Here is a 21,527-nt window from a genome sequence, read left to right as displayed (position 1 = left end):
GCTCGCAGGAGCCGCAACGATGGGGGGCTTCGTATGACCGGGACCGAGCCTGCCGGCGCACGGACCGACGGGACCGACGGGATCGACGGGATCGACACCAGCAGGCCGCACCCGGCCCGGGTGTACGACTGGTACCTCGGCGGCAAGGACAACTATCCGGTCGACGAGGAGCTCGGCCGCCAGATCATGGGCGTGGACGGCACGGCCCGGCACGTCGCCCGGACGAACCGCTGGTTCATGCAGCGCGTCACGCGCTGGATGGCGCGCGAGGCCGGTGTGCGCCAGTACCTCGACGTCGGCACCGGCATCCCGACGGAGCCCAACCTGCACCAGATAGCCCAGGCCGCCGCGCCCGAGTGTCGCGTCGTCTACACCGACAACGACCCCATCGTCCTCACCCACGCCGAGGCCCTGCTGCGCAGCACCCCCGAAGGGGTCACCGACTACATTCAGGCCGATGTGCGCGACCCGGCGCGCATCCTCGAACAGGCGTGCAAGACCCTCGACTTCACGCGGCCCGTCGCCCTGTCGCTGGTCGCGCTGACCCACTTCCTCGGCGAGGACGACCGCCCGTACGACCTGGTGGGCCGGCTCGTGGGCGCCCTGTCCTCCGGGAGCTACCTCGTCCTGTCCCAGCTGACGGCCGACCTCGACCCGGCGGCCGTGCTGCGCGGTGTGCAGATGTACTCCGCGAGCGGCGTCACCCTCGCCCCGCGGACGCACGCGGAGGTGTCCCGCTTCTTCGACGGACTGGAGCTCGTCGAGCCCGGTGTCGTCCAGCTGACGCAGTGGCACCCGGAACTCGCGGTGGACGAGGTCGTCGACGACAACGCGGTGATCTCCCTGTACGGCGCGGTGGCCCGCAAGCCGTAAGACGGGCGGGGGTGTACGGGCGGACCGGCCGCGATCCGACCGGTTCGGCCACCCCAAATACCGCTTATGGTGCGCTCCTGCCTATGATGCGCTGGTGTTCGATTCCCGGCACATCAAGACCTTCCACGAAGTCGTCAGGACCGGCTCCTACTCGGCCGCCGCCCGCGCCCTCGGCTACACCCAGCCCGCCGTCACCCAGCAGATGAAGGCCCTCGAACGGGACGTCGGCTCCGCGCTGTTCGTGCGGGTCGGGCGCGGCATGCGGCTCACCGAGGCAGGCCAGGCGCTGTCACGGCACGCGGACAGCATCCTGGACTCCATGTCCGCCGCGCGGGAGCAGGTGAACGCCCTGACCAGGCTGCGCTCCGGCCGCGTCCGCCTCTGCGCCTTCCCCAGCGCCAACTCCACCCTCGTGCCCGAGACGCTCGCCCGGCTGACCGCCGCCCACCCCGGCATCCGCGTCGACCTGCTGGAGGACGAGCCGCCCGCGTCACTGCGGCGGCTGGCGCGCGGCGAGTGCGACGTCTCCCTCGCCTTCACCTATCCCGGACTGCGCGAGCAGGTGCCCGGCGAACTGGTCGAGATCCCGCTCCTGGAGGACCAGTTGACCGTTCTGCTGCCGCGCCTCCATCCCCTCGCGCGGCGGCGCATGGTGCGGCTCGCGGACCTCGCGGGGGAGCGGTGGATCGCCGGCTGCCCGCGCTGCCGCGCCAACCTGCTCCACGAGTGCGCCGAGGTCGGCTTCGTGCCCGACATCGCCTTCATGACCGACGACAACCTCGCCGTGCAGAGCCTGGTCGCGGAAGGACTCGGCGTGGCGATGATCCCCTCGCTCGTCCTGAACTTCATGCGCCACGAGAAGGTCACGGGGCGTCCCCTGCAGCCCTTCTCGCGCCGCAAGATCTTCGCGTACGTGCTGCGGGAGCACCTGCGCGTCCCGGCCACCGCGCTCGTGCTGGAGGAGCTGCGGACCGTGGCGGCCAACAAGGTCGGCTGCTGAGCGTCGGCACTCAACTTATAAGCACTGCTTGGCGCCACCCAGGAAATCGTCGTTGGACGTGCGGGCCGGCGCGGCCGGACGCTGCCCGTATGACGACCTCACCCCCCGCCTTCACCGCGGCCCGGACCACCGCCCGCCTCGACACGCTCATCGAGGGCGTGCGCGAGGCGGTCGGGCGCGGGCTGCCGCCCGACCTGACGGCGCATCTCGTCGGCGAACGCCTCGCCCCGCACCTCGGAGCGGACGACCTGCTCACCCCCGAGCAGCGCGAGAGCGATCCGGAGCGCTACCGTCGGCACCTGCTGCATGCCGAACACGACGGCAGCTTCTCCCTCGTCGCCCTCGTCTGGCTGCCCGGTCAGGGCACTCCCGTGCACGACCATGTGGCCTGGTGCACGACCGGCGTGCACGAGGGCGAGGAGCACGAGCGGCGCTACCGGCTCGTGCCCGCCGACGGCGCCGGCTCGGCGGCGCGGCTCGTCGCCACCGCCGATGTGGTGGCCCGGCAGGGCGAGTTCTGCGGGTTCGCGCCGCCCGGGGACATCCACCGCGTACGCAATGCGGGGACGGCGACCGCGATATCCCTCCACGTCTACGGCGCCGACATCTCCCGCCTCGGCACGAGCGTCCGCCGCGTCTACGACCTCCCGACCGACCGCTGACCACCGCGCAGCGCTGCGTCCTGTCCGCTCGGGGAGGGAAGCGCTGGATCTGCGGGCCCTACTCGCGCCGGTGCACCGCTGCGAGCGGCTGGACGGCCCGGCCTTGTGCAGGCGGCGGTCCTCGCGGGGCCTGCTGCCCGTGCCGAGTGCCCTGACGGCAGGTCACCCTCCCGTGTCCCAGCGGTGTTGTCAGTGGTGGCCGATAGCGTCGGGGGTGTTGGAAGGGCCGTTTCCCGACAGGAGTGCTCGATCCTCGACGAGGATGTCGAACGCCTGGGTCACCCCGACCAACTCCCGGGGCCGGATGGACGGCGGGGTCGACGCCGTCATCAAGCGGCACCTCGGAGCGGGCATCCAGCTGCGCGTGCAGCGGGTTGATGGACGTGACGACCGAACGCGGCGGCCTGTGCACCGTCAACCTGACCGAAGTGGACGCCGCCCCCCTCGTCTCCTGACTGCCCGATTGCGCCGTGCAGCGTGCTCCGGAAGCACGGTCGGTCTGCAGCAGCGCCGGGCGCCGGCCCCGCTTCGGCTGCTCAAGGGCGAGGAAGACGACAACATCGAGCCGCCGGGATGCAGTTGGCGATGTAATAGAGGTTCTCGTTGGGGCGGCTGATGCCGTGGTACGGGGTGCACCCGTGTCCAGGGGCCCTGGGCCAAGCCCATGCAGCTCACGCGCGGACGTGCCAGGGCCGCCCCAGCGACGGCAGTGACCCAGGCCGCGCGACACCCAGCGCGCGCTCACGCCGCCCGGGACGGGCCGGCCGCGGGTGGCAGGGGGTCGTGCCAGCGCTCACCGGGCCGCAGCACCGTCTCGGCCTCCTTCGGCCCCCAGGTGGCCTGTTCGTACGGATGCGGGAGACGTTCCATGTCGCCGAGCACCGGGTCGACGACGCTCCACGCGGCCTCGACGGTGTCCTGCCGGGCGAACAACCAGCGTTGCCCCTGCAGCGCCGCGCCGATGAGCCGGTCGTACGGGCGCATGTCCTGGCCGGCGCTTTCGTGGAAGGTGAGCGCGTCGATCTGCGGCCGGGCGCCCGGGCCCGGCTTCTTGCCCATCATGGCCCATCCCATGGCCGTATCGGGCCGCAACCGGATGCGCAGGTGGTTGGAGTCGAGGGCGGGGCCCAGACCGAACGTGTCGCACGGCGGGCGCCGGAACGTCACCAGGATCTCCGTGGCCGTCATCGGCAGCTTCTTCCCCGCCCGAATGCACACGGGGACCCCGGACCAGCGCCACGAGTCCACCGCGAACCGCGCCGCCACGAACGTCTCGGTGCGGGAGCCAGCTGCCACGCCCTCGACGTCGTCGTACCCGTCGTACTGGCCGAACACGATGTCGTGCGGGTCGAGCGGCCGGAGGGCCTTGATGACACGTGCCCGGGAGTCCTGCCAGTCGGCGAGGCCCGGCCCCTCCGGCGGGTCCGCTGCCACGGTGGCGAGCACCTGCAGCAGATGGTTCTGCAGTACGTCCCGCACAGCACCGGTACGGTCGTAGAAGCGGCCCCGGTCGTCCACGCCGAACGCCTCGGCCATCGTGATCTGGATGCTCTCAACATATGTGCGGTTGAGCAGTGGCTCGAGAACGGAGTTCGCGAAGCGGACGAACATGAGGTTTTCGATCTGCTCCAGCCCGAGCCAGTGGTCCACGCGGAAGACCGCGTCCTCGGGGAACACCTCGTGGACGGTCGCGTTGAGCTCGCGGGCGCTGCGCAGGTCCGTCCCGAAGGGCTTCTCGATCATCACGCGGGCCCCTTCGGCATGCCCCGTGGTCGCGATGCCCTGGGTGATGCGGCCGAACAGTGCCGGAGGGACCTCCAGGTAGAAGAGTGCGCGTCGGGAGTCCCGGAGTTCGCGGGCCAGGGTGCCGTACGTCGCCGGGTCGGTGAGGTCGCCGTCGATGTAGCGCAGCGCGTTGAGCACCCGGCCGGCCGGGGCACCGGCCGAGTCGATGCCGTTATTGCGGAAGGAGGCGGTCGCATAGTCCCGGAACTGGTCCAGTCCCCAGCCGCTCTTCGCCACACCGATCACGGGCACGTCGAGCAGCCCCCGCCCCGCGAGTCCGGCGAGCGCCGGGAAGGTCTCCAGTTTGGCAAGGTCTCCAGTGGCGCCGAAGACGACGACGGCGTCGACGCTTTCCGTTGTTGCCATGGTCTCTCCCGTGCGGTGGCGCTTGGGGGTTCGGGGTCATCCGAGCCGTTGGACGAGGTGGTCGCCGACACGCAGGGCGTTGGCCATCACCGTCAGGGACGGGTTCACCGCGCCGATGCTCGGGAGGAATCCGGCGTCGACGACGTACAGGTTGTCCAGGTCGTGGGCACGGCAGTTGACGTCCAGGGCGGATGAGTCGGGATCGTCCCCGAAGCGGACGGTGCCCGCCTGATGGGCCGTGGCGCCGATCGGCATGTCCTTGTGCAGGTAGACCATGTGGGGCAGCAGGTGGTGGGGGTGCATGCCCAGGTCCTCCAGCATGCCCGCCAACTTGCGGCGAAGGCGCCGCAGGCCCTCCGTGTTGGTATCCCTGAGCGCGAGACGCACGTTGCCGTCCGGGCCCACGGTGACCCGGTTGTCGGGGTCGGGCAGGTCCTCTCCGCAGAGCCAGAAGTCCACCGAGTGGTGGGCCAGGACCTCCAGGGGCATGTCCGGGGGTGAGACGCCTGCCCAGTGCGGGGCGTCGGCGCGGATCTGCTCCGCGTCGGACTTGCCGAGCATCTGGATACCGCCCAGTGGGTAGTCCCAGTCGTCCGCGCCGAGGTACCAGTCGTTGACGGCCAGCGTCTTTTGGAAGCGAGTGGGATTGGGTTCCCGCGACACCGCCATGAGTGCCTCGTTGTTGTGCCGGAGGTAGTGCCTGCCCACCACGTCCGAGCTGTTGGCGAGGCCGCGGGGGTGGAGCGCGGAGGCCGACTTCAGGAGCAGGACGGCGGAATTCACCGCGCCGCAGGCAACGGCGAAGACGTCCGCCCGGAAACGGGCGGTCGTGCCGTCCTCCAGGGTGGTCACCGCCTCGGTGACGGTCCGGCCTGTGGGGTCCGTCTCCAGTCGGTCGACCCTGGCGTGCGTGAGCAGCGAGACGTTCTCGTGTCGCAGGGCCGGGGTGACGCAGACGACCTCGGCGTCCGACTTGGCGAGCAGGAGGCAGGGGAAGCCGTCGACCCGGTCACACCGGACGCACGCGCTGTCACGGGTGGGGAGCCCGTCGGGGCCCTCGGTGAGGTCGACGCCGATCGGCAGGGGGAAAGGGCGGAGTCCCAGCCCGCCGAGCCGGTCGGCGAGTTGCTGGATCCGGGGCTCGTGCGTCACCGGTGGATGCGGGTACGGAAGGCTCGCCGGACCTTCGGTGGGGTCCGTGCCGTGCCGACCGTGCACCCGGTAGAGCTGTTCGGCCTGGGAGTAGTAGGGCTCCAGGTCCGTGTAGTCCAGCGGCCAGCCCGGCGACAGCCCGCCGTGGTGCCGTATCTCGTGGAAGTCCTCGGGGCGAAGCCGGAACAGGGCCGCGCCGTAGAACTTGGTGTTGCCTCCGACGTAGTAGTTGACCTCGGGCGGGAAGGGCCGGCCCTCGTGGTCGTACCAGATGTCGTCGGCGCGGTAGCGCGACTCGACGAACACGGCACGGGACTGCCAGTTCTCACGCTCCCTCGGCAGGTAGCCGCCCCGTTCGATGATGAGGACCCGCTTGCCCGAAGGGGCGAGGCGGTGGGCGAGCGTGCCGCCACCGGCACCGCTGCCGACGATGACGACGTCGTAGTGCTGATCGTCCACTGGACCCTCCGTGGCGTGAGCCCCGGACACAGGACGGACTCTTTCAGGCTAGTTCCGTGCCGCTCGAACCGCATCCGCGTCACCACAGGTGGGGCGGCGTGCTGCGAGGGCGTTTCGGCGCCTGGTACAGCACCAGCCGGTCGATGGCGTCGTCGAGCGTCGTCGCGGCCATGATGAGCGCCAGGTGGGTGAAGGCCTGCGGAAAATTGCCCAATTGCTCGCCGGACGGGCCGATTTCCTCGGCGAAGAGCCCGACGTGGTTGGCGTAGGTGAGCATCTTCTCGAAGGCGAACCGGGCCTGCTCCAGGCGCCCGGCGCGCGCGACGGCGTCGACCCAGAGGAAGCTGCAGAGGCTGAAGGTGCCCTCGCTGCCACGCAGTCCGTCGGGCGAGGCGTGGGGGTCGTAGCGGTAGACCAGGCTGTCTGAGACCAAGGAGCCCTCCATGGCGTCCAGCGTGCTCAGCCAGTCGGGGTCGGTGGGGGAGGCGAAACCGACGCGCGGAATCAGCAGCAGCGAGGAGTCGAGGACGTCGTCCTCGTAGTGCTGGACGAAGGCTCGGCGGCCGCTGTGCCATCCCTTCTCCATGACCTGGGCGAAGACGGTGTCGCGCGCCGTTCTCCACCGCGCCACGTCGGCCGGCCAGGACAATCGGTCCGCGAGCCGCAGACCTCGGTCGAAGGCGAGCCAGGACATCACCCGGCTGAACGTGAAGTCCTTCCGGCCGCCCCGGGTCTCCCAGATGCCGTCGTCCGGCTGGTCCCACAGCGTGGTGAGCTGGTCCAGGACGCGTGCGACGGCCTTCCATTCGCGGGAGGAGAGGCCGGGACCGTCGTCCGGGCCGTGCGCGCCCCGCCCTTGTGCGAGGGCGTAGAGGGCTTCGCCGTATATGTCCAGCTGCAACTGGTCCTTGGCCGCGTTGCCCACCCGAACGGGAGCCGAGCGTCGGTAGCCCTCCAGGTGCCCGAGCATCTCCTCCGGCAGGTTGGGGTCGCCGTCGACGCGGTACATGATCTGCAAGGGCGTTCCGCCGGGCCCGTGCGGCAGGTCCGCTCTCTCCGAGAGCCGCCGCATCAGCCAGTCGGTGAACGCGGTCGCCTCCTCCACGAAGCCCAGGTCGAGCAGGGCCCGGACGGACAGGGAACCATCCCGTATCCAGGTGTAGCGGTAGTCCCAGTTGCGCTCCCCGCCGACCTGCTCCGGCAGGCCCATGGTGGCGGCGGCGATCGGCGCCCCCGTGGGCAGGTACGTCAGCAGTTTGAGCGTGATCGCCGCGCGGTGCACCATGTCCGGCCAGCGGCCGGTGTAGTGAGTGGTCTGCACCCAGCCCTGCCAGAATCGGATCGCCTGCCAGAGCCGGTCGGTGAGCCCGCCGACAGCGATGGGCTCGGGCGCTTCGCCGCCCGCGTCGCAGACGGTGAGGGCGACGCCCGCCGTCTCACCGGCGTTCAGTACGACCGTGCCGTCGACATCGTCGCCCTGCCGGCGCAGAGGGAACGTGGCCTGCAGATGGGCATCGAGCCGCGCACCGCGGAACACGGCTCGCCACTCGCCTGTCGAGCCCGGCCCCTCGTCCGTCGAGTCCCGCCCCCCGTCCGTGGAGAGTATGTGGCGGTCGCGCCCGAAGTCGAAACGGGGCGCGCACTCCAGACGGAACCGTATGGTGCCGCGCATGCACCGCAGGACACGGATCAGGGCGTGCCGGTCCGAGGGCGTGGGGGAGAGCAGGGGAGGCATCCAGTCCATGAGTTCTCCGACCCCGTCCGGCGACATGAACCGCGTCACCAGGACCGCCGTGCCGGGGTAGTACAACTGCTTGCTTGTCACGTCCGGAGCGTCGGGCCCCAGACTGAAGTGCCCTCCGACGTCATGGTCGAGGAGGGCGGAGAAGATGCCGGGCGAGTCGAACCGCGGGGCGGCGTACCAGTCGACGACGCCCTCCGCCGAAATCACGGCCGCCGTCTGCAGATCGCCCACCAGTCCGTGGTCCGCGATGGGGGGTATCGCTGCACGAGACACTCCAGGTGGTCCGTCAGTGTCATTATCCGACTCCCGCCCGGATCCGTCGCCCCGGCGGCCCCCGCATCGCCTCCACACAGTCGCCCTCCGCCGGAGGCGCCGCAGGGGCCTACGCTGGAAGACGGGCCTCCGCCGACGGCGTGGCCCGCCGATCGCCGGCTCGTCGGAGGTGGTGTTGGCCTTGTACCGCACACGCGCAGCTTCCGGTACGCGAACGCCTCTGCACCGTGCCTGACGACCGGCCACTGAACGCACCGCGACGCCGTGACGCCTTGCGTTCGGCGGTCAGGGTGACCGTCGCCGTCTGCGCCGGCTTCTACACCTGCCGGTACGGCCTGCAACGCCCGGTCATGTCGGTCTACGCACTCTTCGGCGTCATCGCCTTCGGGGTGCTGTCCCGGATGACGGGGTCGGGCCGCGCCCGGTCGGCAGGTGTGGTGAGGGCACTGCCGGTGGCGTTCACGCTCACCGCCGTCGGCACCTTCCTCGCGGTACACACCTTGACGGCGGTGCTGGGCATGGTCGTCGTCGGTTTCACCTTCACGTTCAGCGCCGTCGCGGGACCGCGCGTCGCCGGGCCGTCCAGTGGTCTCCAACTGTGCTACATACTGGCCTGCTTCCCTCCCTACGCCCCGCAGCAGATCGGCGACCGACTCGCCGGACTGGCCCTCGGCATGGGCCTGCTCGCCGCGGCGGAACGCTGGCTCCTGCCCGAGAAGCCCACCCGCGGATACCGGACCCGGCTGGCCCTCGCCTCCGCCACGGCCGCGCAGCTCGCCAGCCGTCTCGCCGCCGACGGCCGGACCGGGGACGGCGACACCGACGACCGCACGGTGGACGCAATCGCCGACGACCTCAGTCCCGCGAGGCTGCCGCAGGGCGAGCGGCCGGCGGCGCCGTCCCGGACCAGCCGTGCCTATGCCCAGGCCGGGGCGTCCGCCCGGACCTTGCTGCACCAGCTGCGGGGACTCACCCACACCCGGCCCGACTGCCCCGACGCGCTCGCCGCGGACCTGCTGGAGGCGGTCGCCGACACGTGCCGGCACAGTGCCGAAGCCCTGGGCGACGCGGCACCGCCGCGACCGGGTGCCGTGCACTCGGCCATCGTCCGGTTCCAGACGGCACGACGCCGAGCCGTCCACGAGCGGCCCGAGCCCGACCCGCGCTTCCGGGCGGCTGTCCTCGCCACGGCCGAGTCGGCCCGCAATGTCGAGCTCGCCGTGCGGGTGGCCCTGCGCGGCCGAGGCATCGGCCGCGTGGAACCGCGGTCCCTGTTCTGGTACGCCGACGCACCCACCTGGTGGCTGTGGGCCCGGCGCGTACGCGCCCACCTGACCCCCCGGTCGGTCCTCTTCCAGAACGCCGTCCGGGTCGCCCTCGGGCTCGGCGCCGCACGCCTGGTGGCGGGACTGCTGGACCTTTCCCACGGCTTCTGGGTCCTCCTGGCCGTCCTCACCCTCGTTCGCACGACCGTGGTGCAGACCCGTCAGGCGGTGGCGCGTGCCCTCGTGGGCACGCTCGCCGGCGCTCTGTGCGCAGGGGCACTGCTAACGGTGTTCGGCCCCGACAGCATGGTGTACGCGACCCTCCTCGCGCCCGTCATGGTCGCGACGTTCACACTGGGGCCGTTGTGCGGCATCGCCTTGGCACAGGCGATGTTCACCGTCCTGGTATCCATCGTCTTCGCCCAACTGGCGCCCGCGACATGGGAACTGGACGAGGTCAGACTCCTGGACGTCCTCATCGGCAGTACGGTGGGCCTTTTGTGCGGACTGCTCGCGTGGCCCAGGGGCGCGCGGCGCGAATTGCTCAGCGCGATGGCCCGGCTGCTGCGGGAGTGCGCCGCCCTGGTCACGTCCGTGACGGCGGCGATCCTCACCGGCCCGGACCGGCGCACCCCCGTCGACGGCGAGCCGGCCTCCCACGCCCTGGTCCTCGCACAGACCGCCTACGCGCAGTACCTGAGTGAGCCGGGCTCACCGGAACAGGGCGGGAACGCGGAGGACTGGCACGTGGCCCTCATGGTCGGCCAGCACGCCCTGGCCGGCAGCTACTGGATCCCCCTCTACGACCGGCCGGACCGCGCCGTCCTCTCCGAGTGGGAAGGGCACGAGGCACGGCGACAGGCCGGCACGCTGTCACGCGCGCTGACCGCCACGGCGGCCGCCGCTGACGGCGGCCCGTCGTACGACCCCGCCGAACCGCTGCCCCCCGTCGGCCCACCGGCCGCTGACGTACCCGAACTGGCCGATCTCGAGGAGTGGTTGGCGGTCCTGCGCAACGACGTGCACCTGCTGCGCGAACCCGCGCGCCGGGCGCACGGCGCAGGCCCGTCCTGACCCACCACCATGTGCTGGGCCTTGCCAAGGCGGACGTCTGCAACGGGCGCGCCACCACGTTCCAGTACGTCAATCTCGGGCGGTAGGTTCGGTGGCGCGGCACAGTCGTTCGACACCCGGCTGTCCCGGGCACCGGCAGGACGCTACGGGCGGGTGACGCGGCCTGCCTATCCGTACCGCCGATTTACGGATACGCAAAGAAAAGCGGCGCGCCGCCCCCGCGTCATTCCGCCCGCTGGGAACGCGCCCGCGACAGCGTCTGGCGGGACTGCGACTCCAGCTTGCGGCGTGCGCGGGCCACATGCTGTTCGACCGTGCGCGGCGACAGGTGCAGGGTCGCCGCGATCTCCCGGTTCGTCAGCCCGGTCGCCGCCAGATCGGCGACCTCCTGCTCGCGTGGTGACAGCTGGTCCCCGTAGCTGGGGCGCCCCCGGGGACGCTGGCCGTCCGCCGGCTGGTGGGCGCGCAGCATCGCCCGCATGCGGGCGGCGTCCCACACCGCGCCCAGCTCCGTCAACTGCTGGACGCACGAGGAGAGTTCGGCGACAGCTGTCTTCGTGTCCCGGCCGGAGGCGAGCAGGCAGCGGGCGGCACCCTCGGTGGCCAGGATTGCGGAGTACGGACGCGGCAGCCCCGCGTACACGAGCGCCGCCCGCCGGAACAGCTCCGCCGCCGCCTCCTGGTCGCCGTCCGCCTCGGCGAGCAGCGCACGGCACCACTGCAACGCCGCGTCGGACGCGGGCGCCTGGCGTTCTTCGAGACCCGTGGCGTACTCGGCGACCATGCCCTGGGCCGTCGTGCGCCGGCCCGCGCGCAGTGTCGCCTCCACGGCCCACGGCGCCAGTTCCGCGCCCCACACCCAGACACCCTTGTCCCTCAGCCGGTCCCACGCCATCGACGCCTCCTCCACGGCGGTGTCGACGTCGTCGCGTACCAGCGCCATGCGGATCAGGGCCCCGGAGGCGGTCGCCAGGTGCGGCACCGCCGTCCCGTCGGCCGCCCGCGGCCCCTCGTCGGCCAGCCACGCGGTCGCCTGCTGCCACTCGCCCTTCGACAGCGCGAGCAGCCCGAGCACCGTGCGGCCGTCGACGGCCATGCCGGGCATGGTGTCGGCCTCGGCCACGAACGCCCGGGCGCGGGCCGTGAGATCCGACCAGTCGCCCGACGCCCAGTCGATCAGCAGCAAGGTGCCGCGCGCCCCTTGTTCGACATACGCCGCGCCGCTGCGGGCGGCGAGTTCGACGCCCTCGGCGAGCAGTTCGCGGGCCGGGGAGAGCTGGCCGAGCCACAGGGCGCCGTCCGCCGCATTGCACAGTCCGCGGGCCACGTGCTGCTGGTACGCCGCGTCGTCGGTGTCCCGCGGCAGCAGCTCCAGCGCCTGCCACGCCGACGGGTCGCCCACGTACATCAGCGTGCCCACGCGGTTGGCGGTCACCGCCGTGCGCGCCTCCTCGTCGCCGCTGTCCGCGCCCGCCTTCTCGGCCCGTTCCAGCCAGTAAAGGTTCCGCTCCAGCGGCACCGTCGACAGCAGGGGCATGGCCAGCGCGGCCATCGCCCTGGCCGCCATCACCGGCCGTTCCTGCAACTCCTCCACCGCCTGCTGGAGCTCCAGCCAGCCCTGGACCCCGGCCACGGCCTGATTGCACAGCAGCAGCCCGAGGTCGAGGCGGATCTGGCCGCGGACCGCGGGCGGCAGCGTCTGCTCGTCGAGGATCTGCCGCAGCACGGTCACCGTCTGCTCGGAACGCAGCCCCAGCACGGCACTGTGGGCCAGCAGCGGTGCCAGCCGGGCCCGGGCCTGCGGCGGCACCATCGGCAGCGACAACGCCTCCTCCAGCAGGTCGACCGCCGCCTGGTGGTCGCCCGCCGCCGCCCGCTCGTGCGCCGCCCGTTCCACCGCGCGCAGCCAGCCGCCGATCTCGCCGCCGTGGCGGCGGTGCCGGGCCAGCGGCACCCAGGGGACCGGTTGGCGGCGGGCCAGGACCGCGGCGGCCCTGCGGTGCATCCGGCGGCGTACCGGGCCCGGCACCTCGTCGTACACGGCGCTCCCGGCCAACGGAACGAAGAAGCCGTACCGGCCGAGCTCGTCCTCGGTCAGTACGGCCGCTCGCAGCGCGCCCACCAGCGCCCGGGTGCCCTCCTCGCCCGCCAGCCCGGCCACCGCCACGACCTCCTCGGCCTCGGCGGGCTCGCCGAGCACGGCGGCGGCCCAGGCGACGGGGCGTATCAGGGGGTCGAGTGAGGCGGTCCGCGTGTGGGCGAGCGCCGCGAGGCGGGGCGGCACACCGGCGGTGTCGAGGTCCTTGGGCGAGTACCGTTCGCGCGGCTCGCCCGTCTCGCGCAGCAGGCGCACCAGATCGGCGACGACCTGGGGGTTGCCGCCGGACCGCTGCCGGATCCGGGCGAACAGCTCGGCCGGCCCGCAGTCCGCGCCGAGCCCCTCCTCCACGAGGTCGCGCACCTGCTCCACGTCGAGCGGCGTCAGGCGTATGTGCTGCACGGCCAGCGCCGCGGGGTAGGAGGCGCCGCGACCCAGGGGAAGGCCGGGCTCGCGCAGCTCCTCGGGCCGATAGGTCACGGCGAGGGCCAGGCCGCGGGGTGGCTGTGCGACGAGGCGGCGCAGCAGGTCGAGGGAGTCGCGGTCGGCGAGATGGACGTCCTCGGCGACGACGAGGGCGGGGGCGGGTGCTCCGCCGGACGGGGCCGCTCGACCTCCGCCGGACGCGGCCGGGGTGGTGCGGTGGGCGTCCGGTGCGCGGCTGTCGGCGTCGAGCAGCGGAGCCAGGGCGGCCGACAGGTCGGCGGTCCGCTGCTGGGCCGGCGGGCGGGCGGGCCGCGCCGCCGTGGCGGGTGCGTGGGACGCGGAGGGGGCGGAGCGGCCCGAGTGCTCCGTCACGCGCACCCCGAACGACGAGAACGTCACGGTCACGGTGTGTGCCCGCGACGCTTCCGAGAGCCGCCGCGCCAGCCGCGACTTGCCGGTACCCGCCGCGCCCTCGACCAGCAGCAGGGCCGGTTCACGCGCGCCGTCCGCTTCGTCGTCGCCGCGCGCAAGTACACGCGCCAGCCAGCGGTTCGCCGCGTCGTCACTCCATGTGTCCACCGAATCACTCTCCTGGGAGGTTCCGGGGCAATTCGATTCTTTACGTATACGGGTTTCAGTGTCCCTGATTGCTCCACCCGTGCACGGCTACCAATGTTTGAGCTGCCGCAGAAGATCTGCATGGCTGTCGACGGCCCGGTGAGGCGCGATCCGACCTCCCGGCCGCTGGACCTTGGTCAGGGCGACGCAAGCCCGACCGAACAGGAGCCCAAGTGATTGCCATAGAACGTGCACCGGACCCGGTTCCGCAAGGGGCCGGACCCACCTCTGCTCTGCGAAGCCTGGCCCACTGCGCGATGCCGACCTCGCCAGAGGCCGCGCGCGCACTACGGCGCTTCGCCCGGGCGGTCGCACGTCGATGGCGGCTGGCCGAGCACTTCGACGAGGCCCTGTCGCTGATCGTCACCGAGCTCGTCACGAATGTGGTGATGCACAGCGGAAGTCCATGGGTGTCCGCGACGATCAGTGTCCGCGGCGAGGCGCTGCTGGTCGAGGTGACGGACGCGGGCTGCTGGAAGCACCGCCCCAATCCCCGCCAGGAGCCGCTGGACGCGGATGTGCCCTGCGGGCGCGGCCTGCGCCTCGTCGACGCGTACGCGACCCGCACCGTCGCGCACCGCACGGAGACGGGCAGCGTGGTCCAGGCCGAGATCGCCCTACACGGCGGCCCCCGCACTCCGGCCGACGGCGCCCCCGCCCTGGACCTCGACCCGGTCGACGAACTGGACCTGGACGAGGGCCTGGGGCTCGACGAGGACCTCGGACTGGGGGACGAGGACCTGGACCTCGACGTGGACGCGGAGCTGGAACTGGAAGAGCTGGACCTGGACCTCGATATGCGGACGTGACGCCGGACGGCCGGGACAGGCCGCGGTGTCAGGTCGACGGGGCGGGCGCTGCGGGCCGGGACCGCCCGCGGTGTCAGGTCAGCGGGGGGCGCCGGTGTCAGGTCAGCAGGGCCGGCGTCGCGCGGTCCAGGACCGAGGACACCCGGTCCCAGGTCTCCATGTCCCGGTCCACCGGAGGCAGTTGCCGGCCGCCGCCCGTTCCCCAGTCCGCGGCGACCGACACCGCGTCCTCGCCCGTCGCCGCCGACGCCGCGAGCGCCGCGGCCCCCAGCGCCACCAGTTCGGTGCTGTCCGGGATGAGCAGGGGCCGCCCCGACAGGCGGCGGACCGTCTCGACCCAGTGGCGGCCCTGCGCGCCGCCGCCCACCAGGCGCAGGGGGCGGGACGCCGCCTCCGGCGCGGCCGGGTCGTCGCCGCAGGCGCGCACCACCTCGTCGAGGGCGCGCAGCACCGTGACCACCGCGCCCTCGTAGGCCGCGCCGAGGATCTGCTGACGGGTGGTGGTGTGCCGCAGGCCCGTGAGCAGCCCGGCGGCCGCGGGCAGGTCGGGGGTGCGTTCCCCGTCGAGGTAGGGCAGGACCACCAGTTCGCCGCCCGCCTCGGCCGCGTCGCGGTCCAGGCCGAGCAGGGCCGCGACCTTGTCCACGGCCAGCGTGCAGTTGAGTGTGCAGGCGAGCGGAAGATACGTGCCGTCCGCCGCCGCGAACCCGGCGAGCAGGGGAGAGGCGGGGCGGGTGCGGGTCGCGGCGAACACCGTGCCCGACGTTCCGAGGCTCAGCGCCGGATGGTTCAGCAGCCCCTCCCCGCCCAGGCCGAGACCGACCGCGGCAGCCATGTTGTCGCCGGTGCCCGCGGCGACGGCGATGCCCACCGGCAGACCGAGTGCGGACGCGGACGCGGCCGTGAGCCCGCCGACGCGGGTGCCGCCGGTCTCGGCCACCGGGGGCAGCAGGGCGGCGTCGAGGCCGATCAGGTCGAGCAGTTCGGGGTCGTAGGCGCCGGTCGCGGTGGAGTACCAGCAGGTGCCCGACGCGTCGCCCGGGTCGGTGGCCGCGACGCCCGCCAGGCGCTCGGTCAGGAAGTCGTGGGGGAGCCGTACGGCCGCCGCGGCTTTGGCGTGCGCGGGCTCGTTCTCCCGCAGCCACTGCCACTTCGTCGCCGTCATGGACGCGACCGGTACCGATCCGGTGCGTGCCGTCCAGGGGTCCGGGCCGCCCAGCGCCTCGGTCAGGGCGGCGGCCTGGGGTGCCGAGCGGGTGTCGTTCCACAGCAGCGCGGGGCGCAGGGGGGTCCCGGCCCGGTCGAGGACGACGAGGCCGTGCTGCTGGCCGGCGACCGCGATGCCGGTGACGGCGGACGCGTCGACGTCCGCGGCCGCGAGCTCCTTGAGGCCGCCCGCGACCGCCTCGCGCAGCGCCCGCCACCAGACCTCGGGGTCGCTCTCGCGGGCGCCGCCCTCGCCGTCGACGCGATGGGGTGCGCGGCCCACGGCGAGCAGCCGGCCCGTGACGGCGTCGGTGAACGCCGCCTTCGTGGACTGGGTCGAGCTGTCCACCCCGATGACGACCGCATGCGCCGGCATGTCTCCACCTCTTGTTCCGTGACTCGTTCCGTTCCGGCCGGTATTTTGCCGAGCTGCGAACAAATTACGCCACCGCCGCCCGGGAGCAACAGATGCCCGGGGGGTTCTATGACAGGGGCAGGGTGTGCATTATTAGTAAGGTAAGAAAACAAAACTCAGGTGCAATCAGAGATCCGAAGGCGGGAACGGTCATGACTGAACGCTTCACCCCCACGCCCGGCGACAAGTTCAGCTTCGGTCTGTGGACCGTCGGCTGGCAGGGCCGGGACCCCTTCGGCGACGCGACGCGACCCCCTCTCGACCCCGCCGAGTCGGTCCGCACGCTCGCCGGGCTCGGCGCGTACGGAGTGACCTTCCACGACGACGACCTGATCCCCTTCGGTGCGAGCGACAGCGAACGCGCCTCGCACATCAAGCGCTTCCGGCAGGCCCTGGACGAGACGGGCATGGTCGTGCCGATGGCCACGACCAACCTGTTCACACACCCCGTCTTCAAGGACGGCGCCTTCACGGCGAACGACCGTGACGTGCGCCGCTACGCGCTGCGCAAGACCATCCGCAACATCGACCTCGCGGCCGAGCTCGGCGCGCAGACCTACGTGGCGTGGGGCGGGCGCGAAGGCGCGGAGTCGGGTGCGGCCAAGGACGTGCGGGTCGCCCTGGACCGGATGAAGGAGGCCTTCGACCTCCTCGGCCAGTACGTCACCGACCAGGGCTACGACCTGCGTTTCGCCATCGAGCCCAAGCCCAACGAGCCCCGCGGCGACATCCTGCTGCCCACGGTCGGCCACGCCCTCGCGTTCATCGAACGCCTGGAGCGGCCCGAGCTGTACGGCGTGAACCCGGAGGTCGGCCACGAGCAGATGGCCGGGCTGAACTTCCCGCACTCGATCGCGCAGGCCCTGTGGGCGGGCAAGCTGTTCCACATCGACCTGAACGGCCAGAACGGCATCAAGTACGACCAGGACCTGCGCTTCGGCGCCGGGGACCTGCGGGCCGCGTTCTGGCTGGTCGACCTGCTGGAGACGGCGGGGTACGAAGGCCCGCGCCACTTCGACTTCAAGCCGCCGCGGACCGAGGACGGCGACGGGGTGTGGGCGTCGGCGGCAGGCTGCATGCGCAACTACCTGATCCTCAAGGAGCGGGCCGCGGCCTTCCGCGCCGATCCCGAGGTCGCACAGGCGCTGCGCGCCGCGCGCCTCGACGAACTGGCCCGCCCCACCGCGGCCGACGGCCTCGCCGGGCTGCTGGCGGACCCGGGCGCGTACGAGGAGTTCGACGTCGACGCGGCGGCCGAGCGCGGCATGGCCTTCGAGCATCTGGACCAGCTGGCGATGGACCACCTGCTGGGGGCCCGCTGACACCACCGGCCAACACGCCAGGGACCCCTAGGGGTTGAGAACCGGACAGTCCAGGTGCGAACTGGACAACCGACGGAAGGATTTTGTACACACCCACGTCTTGCGAAGATTTTTTGCGGCGGCGCACGATCACCGGCAGCCCCGCGGCAACGCCGCAGGTGGGGTCACGGATCTCCAGGAGGAGTCATGAGCCGCGTGATGAGTCAGCTGTGCCGCCGCAAATCGCTGGACCGTTTGATGGCCGAGAGCGACACCGCGGCGGACGGCACCGCGCTGCGCCGCACCATCGGGCTCGGGCAGCTGACTCTGATCGGCATCAGCTCGGTCGTGGGCACCGGCATCTTCTTCGTCCTCGGCACCACGGTCCCCAAGGCCGGCCCCGCGGTCGTCCTGTCCTTCGTCGTCGCCGCCGTCGTCGCCGGCCTCGCCGCCCTCTGCTACGTGGAGCTGGCCGGCGTGCTGCCGGTGGCGGGCAGCACCTATTCGTACGCGTACGCGTCCCTCGGCGAGGGCGCCGCCTATCTCGTCGCCTGGTGCCTGATCCTCGAGTACGGCGTCGCGGTGTCGACCGTCGCCGTCAGCTGGGCCCAGTACCTCAACGAACTCACCGACGCCCTCTTCGGGTTCACCCTCCCCGACGCGATCAGCCAGCCGCCCGGAGCGGGCGGTTACGTGAACGTCCCCGCGCTCGTCGTCGTCCTGCTCTGCTCCCTGCTCCTCGCCCGCGGCACCCGCGAGTCCGCCGCCGTCAACGCGGTCATGGTCGCCGTCAAGATCGGTGTGCTCGTCGTCTTCGTCGCCGTCGCCCTCACCGCCTTCCGCGCCGAGAACTTCCACGACTTCGCACCGCACGGCATCGCCGGCATCGGCGTCGCCGCCTCCGGAGTGTTCTTCTCCTACGTCGGATTCGACACCGTCGCCACCGCCGGCGAAGAGGTCCGCAACCCGCGCCGTACGATCCCCCTCGCCCTGCTGCTGACCCTCGGCGCGGTCACCCTGCTCTACATCCTCGTCTCCGTCGCCGCCGTCGGTGCCCAGCCCGCCGGCAGGTTCGGCGAGCAGGCCGACGCGGGCGAGGCCGTCCTCGCGCAGATCCTGCGGGACGTCACCGGGGCCGGCTGGCCCGCCGTGCTGCTGTCCGCCGGTGCGGTCGTGTCGATTTTCAGCGTCGTGCTGGTCACCCTGTTCGGACAGACCCGCATCCTGTTCTCCATGGCCCGCGACGGACTGGTGCCGCAGATCTTCCGCCGCGTCGACCGCAAGCGGCACACCCCCGCGCACAACACCTGGATCGTGGGTGTGCTGGTCGGCGCGCTCGCCGCCCTGGTGCCGCTGCAGTACCTGGCGGACCTCACCTCCATGGGCACCCTCGTCGCTTTCGTCGCCGTGGCGGCCGCGGTCGTCGTCCTGCGACGCATCGCCCCGGACGCCCCGCGCCCCTACCGCGTGCCGCTGTACCCCGTCGTCCCGGTGCTCGCCGCGGGGTCCTGCCTGTACCTGGCGTATCTGCTGCCCGGCATCACCTGGACCCTGTTCGGCGCCTGGCTGCTCCTCGCCGCCGCGCTCTACCTCGGCTTCGGGCGTCGGAACTCGGCGCTGCGGGCCGACGAGGGGCTCGCGGCGATGCCGGCGGCGCAGCATGATGCTCCCGAGGCGGAGGCCGTCGAACGGCCGCGCGTCTGAACCGTCCCGTGCGACGACGGCGTTCCTCAAGGCCGGCTTTGAGGACCGCCGCCGTCATGGGGTGCCGGGAGCCACCCGCCCTGCGCCGCCGGAACTCCCGTACGGAACACTGGTGTCCGGCATGACACACCGGCTCAGGGAGAGACCACCGCCCATGACGGACACCGGTCCCGTACCCGCACGCCTCTCGCGCACGACCCGGGTCCTCCTCACCGCGACCCTGCTGGTGGGCGCCGCCGGATACGCGGCCACCGAATACCTCACCAGCACCACCCCCACGGCCACACCCCCCAGCCCGTACGCGCCCGCGGCCCGACCGCCGGACTGCACGGTGCCGGAGGACAACCCCGTCAAATGCACCCTGGTCGACGGTGAATGCGAGCCGTACGACGACTCGCTCTCGCTGTCGCCGGTGCCCGGGGCCCGGCCGCCCGTCATACCGCCGCCCCTCCCGACGGGACTGGCCACGATGGGAACCGAGGTCGTGCAACGCGTGTGCGCCAGAGGCGTCGTGGTCGAACGAGAGAAGGGCTGACCCCTCCCGCCGCGCCGGCACGCGTACGGCGTTCCGGTCACCGTCGGCGGGGCGCCCGCGGCGTCCGGTCGAGTCGCTCCGGCGGGTCCGCTTCCCGGGCCGCCAGCGTCAGTTCGAGCCAGGCGGCCAGCGCCACATCCGGATCGTCGAGGTCCAGATTGAACAACTCCCGGGCCCGACGCAGCCGATAACGCAGCGTGTTGGGGTGCACCGTCAAGGCGGCCGCCGCCCTCCCGACATCGCCGACCGCCGCCAGCCACGCCCTGAGCGTCGCCGCATAGTCCGTCCCGTGCTCGGCGTCGTGCGCCAGCAGACGCGCCACCGCAGGCAGCCGCAGCCACGGCTCACGCCGCAACTCGCCGCCCAACCGGTCCAGCAGCACCAGATGGCGCACGTCCTCGGCCGTCACGGCGCCACCGGCGTCCCCGCCGCTGTGAGACGCGGCCCGCAGCACGTCGTCCGCCTCGTTGCGCAACGCCGCCGGCCGCAGCAGATCGGTGTACGGGCGGGTGACAGCGGCCCGCAGAGGGCCGCCGACCGACGACCGCAACGCGGTCAGGGCGCCGTCCGCGAACCGCCGCACGGCCGCGGTGTCGCCCGGGACCAACGCGTAGACGGCCCCTGAGGTCGCCGCGACCGTCGCCTCGGGCCGGTGCGCCGCGCAATGGCGCACCAGGGCCCACTCGAGGTACGCGACGAGCGCGTCCGCGGCTCCGGTCCCCGGTCCCGGCTCGAAACCGGCCAGGCACACCGCCGTCCCCGGCGCCGGCCCCAGCAGCGCCCCGGCCTCCTCGGCCCCGGGACCGCGGCCCTCCAGCAGCGCTCGCAACGTGTCCTGGCGCAGGCGCTGTTCCGCCTCCTGCGCGTTCAGGGCGCGCAGCAGGTGAGGGGCCGCCAGCCGGGCGGCGTCGGCCATCGAGACGCAGGCCCGCGCCGACAGCCCGTCCTCCGGCTCGATCGCCCACACGGTGCCCAGTGGAACGGCCCCGGCCCGCACCGCCACCGCGGCGCGGGCCAGCTCCTCGCCCTGCCCGGGGAACCGCACCACACCGGAGGCCGCCAGCACCTCGCGGTACTGTCGCCGCTGCTCGGGCTGGTCGGGCACCCGCCGCTGGAGAATGCCCTGTTCGCGCAGGGTGTCGATGCGCTGCCCGGGGACCTTCGAGTACGCGACGACATGCTGGTCCAGGTCCTCGACCGCCACCGACCCGCCCACCACGGCCGCCAGGTTGTCCGCCAGAGCGAACAGCGGCTCGTTGCCGACCGGTGCCGACACCGCCGTCCCGCCCACCCCGTACGCGGCGAGCGCGCAGCTCAGCGCAGCGTCGAGCTGCTGCCAGGGCACGCCGTCGTCCGCCCGGAGCACGGCGATCCCGCGCCGTTCGGCCTCCTCGACGAGCCCGGCCGGGTCCTGGCCGCGGCACTTGACGACCACCGCGGCGAACCGCCGCCCGGCCGCCCGGCGCACGGCCTCGCACGCCCGGGGGTCGCCCACCTCGCCACCCACGAGCAGCAGGAGCGCGGCAGGGGCGGCGGGCAGCGGCTCGTTCGGGTCGTGGACCACGGTGCCGCGCACCGGGACGTCGAGGCCGGCCGGTGCCGTGAGCACCCGTACCGGCATGTTGCCCGGCGTCTCCAGCAGCACCCGCAGCGTGCCCGCGACCCGCTCGTCGGGGAACAGGGCCGACGGGCTTGTCGCATCGGACAACAGAGCGCTCCATTCCTGAGGGAATCGGCCGGGGCGGCGCCCCGGGCCGCCCGC

General features: G+C 72.6%; 15 protein-coding genes. 8 read left to right on the top strand and 7 right to left on the bottom strand.

Going from position 1 to position 21,527, the window contains the following annotated elements:
• The first annotated feature begins 33 nt into the window (after positions 1–33).
• The 3 genes from ACF08N_RS01310 (at position 34) to ACF08N_RS01300 (ending at position 2,535) form a co-directional block, all read left to right on the top strand.
• On the top strand, positions 34–873 hold the full coding sequence (locus tag ACF08N_RS01310; protein WP_392322474.1) for an SAM-dependent methyltransferase: 840 nt from the start codon (positions 34–36) through the stop codon (positions 871–873).
• A 94-nt stretch (positions 874–967) separates the two neighbouring features.
• Positions 968–1,873, top strand: a complete 906-nt coding sequence (locus ACF08N_RS01305) for a LysR substrate-binding domain-containing protein (RefSeq protein WP_392322473.1) — start codon at positions 968–970, stop codon at positions 1,871–1,873.
• 89 nt (positions 1,874–1,962) lie between these two features.
• Positions 1,963–2,535 (top strand): cysteine dioxygenase, encoded by a 573-nt coding sequence (locus tag ACF08N_RS01300; protein ID WP_392322472.1) that lies wholly within the window; start codon positions 1,963–1,965, stop codon positions 2,533–2,535.
• Between the two features lie 189 nt (positions 2,536–2,724).
• Here the strand turns inward: ACF08N_RS01300 and ACF08N_RS01295 are convergent, their stop codons facing one another.
• From ACF08N_RS01295 to ACF08N_RS01280, 4 genes are all read right to left on the bottom strand, one after another.
• Positions 2,725–2,865 carry a hypothetical protein gene (locus tag ACF08N_RS01295; protein WP_392322471.1) on the bottom strand — a complete coding sequence of 47 codons (141 nt, stop codon included), beginning with the start codon at positions 2,863–2,865 and terminating at the stop codon, positions 2,725–2,727.
• A 411-nt stretch (positions 2,866–3,276) separates the two neighbouring features.
• Positions 3,277–4,686, bottom strand: coding sequence for a glucose-6-phosphate dehydrogenase (gene zwf / locus ACF08N_RS01290; protein ID WP_392322470.1), 1,410 nt, complete (start codon positions 4,684–4,686; stop codon positions 3,277–3,279).
• A 36-nt stretch (positions 4,687–4,722) separates the two neighbouring features.
• A complete protein-coding gene (locus ACF08N_RS01285) occupies positions 4,723–6,297 on the bottom strand; it encodes a GMC oxidoreductase (protein ID WP_392322469.1) in 1,575 nt (524 codons plus the stop codon).
• 79 nt (positions 6,298–6,376) lie between these two features.
• Entirely contained in the window at positions 6,377–8,314 is a 1,938-nt protein-coding gene (locus tag ACF08N_RS01280) for a glycoside hydrolase family 15 protein (protein WP_392322468.1), read from the bottom strand.
• A gap of 290 nt (positions 8,315–8,604) precedes the next feature.
• Between ACF08N_RS01280 and ACF08N_RS01275 the strand changes: the two genes are divergently transcribed.
• Positions 8,605–10,653 carry an FUSC family protein gene (locus tag ACF08N_RS01275; RefSeq protein ID WP_392322467.1) on the top strand — a complete coding sequence of 683 codons (2,049 nt, stop codon included), beginning with the start codon at positions 8,605–8,607 and terminating at the stop codon, positions 10,651–10,653.
• 223 nt (positions 10,654–10,876) lie between these two features.
• On the opposite strand, the gene ACF08N_RS01270 is transcribed toward ACF08N_RS01275, so the two are convergent.
• Complete coding sequence (locus ACF08N_RS01270) at positions 10,877–13,756, bottom strand: LuxR C-terminal-related transcriptional regulator (protein ID WP_392322466.1); 2,880 nt, start codon at positions 13,754–13,756, stop codon at positions 10,877–10,879.
• A 296-nt stretch (positions 13,757–14,052) separates the two neighbouring features.
• On the opposite strand from ACF08N_RS01270, the gene ACF08N_RS01265 reads away from it, so the two are divergent.
• Positions 14,053–14,604, top strand: a complete 552-nt coding sequence (locus ACF08N_RS01265) for an ATP-binding protein (protein ID WP_392322465.1) — start codon at positions 14,053–14,055, stop codon at positions 14,602–14,604.
• Between the two features lie 97 nt (positions 14,605–14,701).
• Here ACF08N_RS01265 and xylB read toward each other — a convergent pair whose 3' ends face one another.
• Positions 14,702–16,186, bottom strand: a complete 1,485-nt coding sequence (gene xylB, locus ACF08N_RS01260) for a xylulokinase (protein WP_392322464.1) — start codon at positions 16,184–16,186, stop codon at positions 14,702–14,704.
• Positions 16,187–16,377: 191 nt separating this feature from the next.
• Here xylB and xylA point away from each other — a divergent pair, with 191 nt between their 5' ends.
• From xylA to ACF08N_RS01245, 3 genes are all read left to right on the top strand, one after another.
• Positions 16,378–17,547, top strand: coding sequence for a xylose isomerase (gene xylA / locus ACF08N_RS01255; RefSeq protein WP_392322463.1), 1,170 nt, complete (start codon positions 16,378–16,380; stop codon positions 17,545–17,547).
• A gap of 186 nt (positions 17,548–17,733) precedes the next feature.
• Positions 17,734–19,230: an APC family permease gene (locus ACF08N_RS01250; protein WP_392322462.1), complete on the top strand. Its 1,497-nt coding sequence runs from the start codon at positions 17,734–17,736 to the stop codon at positions 19,228–19,230.
• Between the two features lie 154 nt (positions 19,231–19,384).
• On the top strand, positions 19,385–19,765 hold the full coding sequence (locus ACF08N_RS01245; protein WP_392322461.1) for a hypothetical protein: 381 nt from the start codon (positions 19,385–19,387) through the stop codon (positions 19,763–19,765).
• A gap of 37 nt (positions 19,766–19,802) precedes the next feature.
• On the opposite strand, the gene ACF08N_RS01240 is transcribed toward ACF08N_RS01245, so the two are convergent.
• A complete protein-coding gene (locus ACF08N_RS01240) occupies positions 19,803–21,473 on the bottom strand; it encodes a PucR family transcriptional regulator (protein WP_392322460.1) in 1,671 nt (556 codons plus the stop codon).
• Positions 21,474–21,527: the final 54 nt, after the last annotated feature.

The sequence above is a fragment of the Streptomyces sp. NPDC015127 genome (assembly GCF_043080095.1).
Lineage (GTDB): Bacteria > Actinomycetota > Actinomycetes > Streptomycetales > Streptomycetaceae > Streptomyces.
This window is presented reverse-complemented; position numbering and strand designations above follow the sequence as displayed.

What these genes read in the sequence shown, in the direction of transcription:
- ACF08N_RS01310 (WP_392322474.1), top strand. Translation starts at nt 34, where the DNA reads ATGACCGGGACCGAGCCTGCCGGCGCACGGACCGACGGGACCGACGGG.
- ACF08N_RS01300 (WP_392322472.1), top strand. Translation starts at nt 1,963, where the DNA reads ATGACGACCTCACCCCCCGCCTTCACCGCGGCCCGGACCACCGCCCGC.
- ACF08N_RS01295 (WP_392322471.1), bottom strand. Translation starts at nt 2,865, where the DNA reads ATGACGGCGTCGACCCCGCCGTCCATCCGGCCCCGGGAGTTGGTCGGG.
- zwf (WP_392322470.1), bottom strand. Translation starts at nt 4,686, where the DNA reads ATGGCAACAACGGAAAGCGTCGACGCCGTCGTCGTCTTCGGCGCCACT.
- ACF08N_RS01265 (WP_392322465.1), top strand. Translation starts at nt 14,053, where the DNA reads ATGCCGACCTCGCCAGAGGCCGCGCGCGCACTACGGCGCTTCGCCCGG.
- xylB (WP_392322464.1), bottom strand. Translation starts at nt 16,186, where the DNA reads ATGCCGGCGCATGCGGTCGTCATCGGGGTGGACAGCTCGACCCAGTCC.
- xylA (WP_392322463.1), top strand. Translation starts at nt 16,378, where the DNA reads ATGACTGAACGCTTCACCCCCACGCCCGGCGACAAGTTCAGCTTCGGT.
- ACF08N_RS01250 (WP_392322462.1), top strand. Translation starts at nt 17,734, where the DNA reads ATGAGCCGCGTGATGAGTCAGCTGTGCCGCCGCAAATCGCTGGACCGT.
- ACF08N_RS01245 (WP_392322461.1), top strand. Translation starts at nt 19,385, where the DNA reads ATGACGGACACCGGTCCCGTACCCGCACGCCTCTCGCGCACGACCCGG.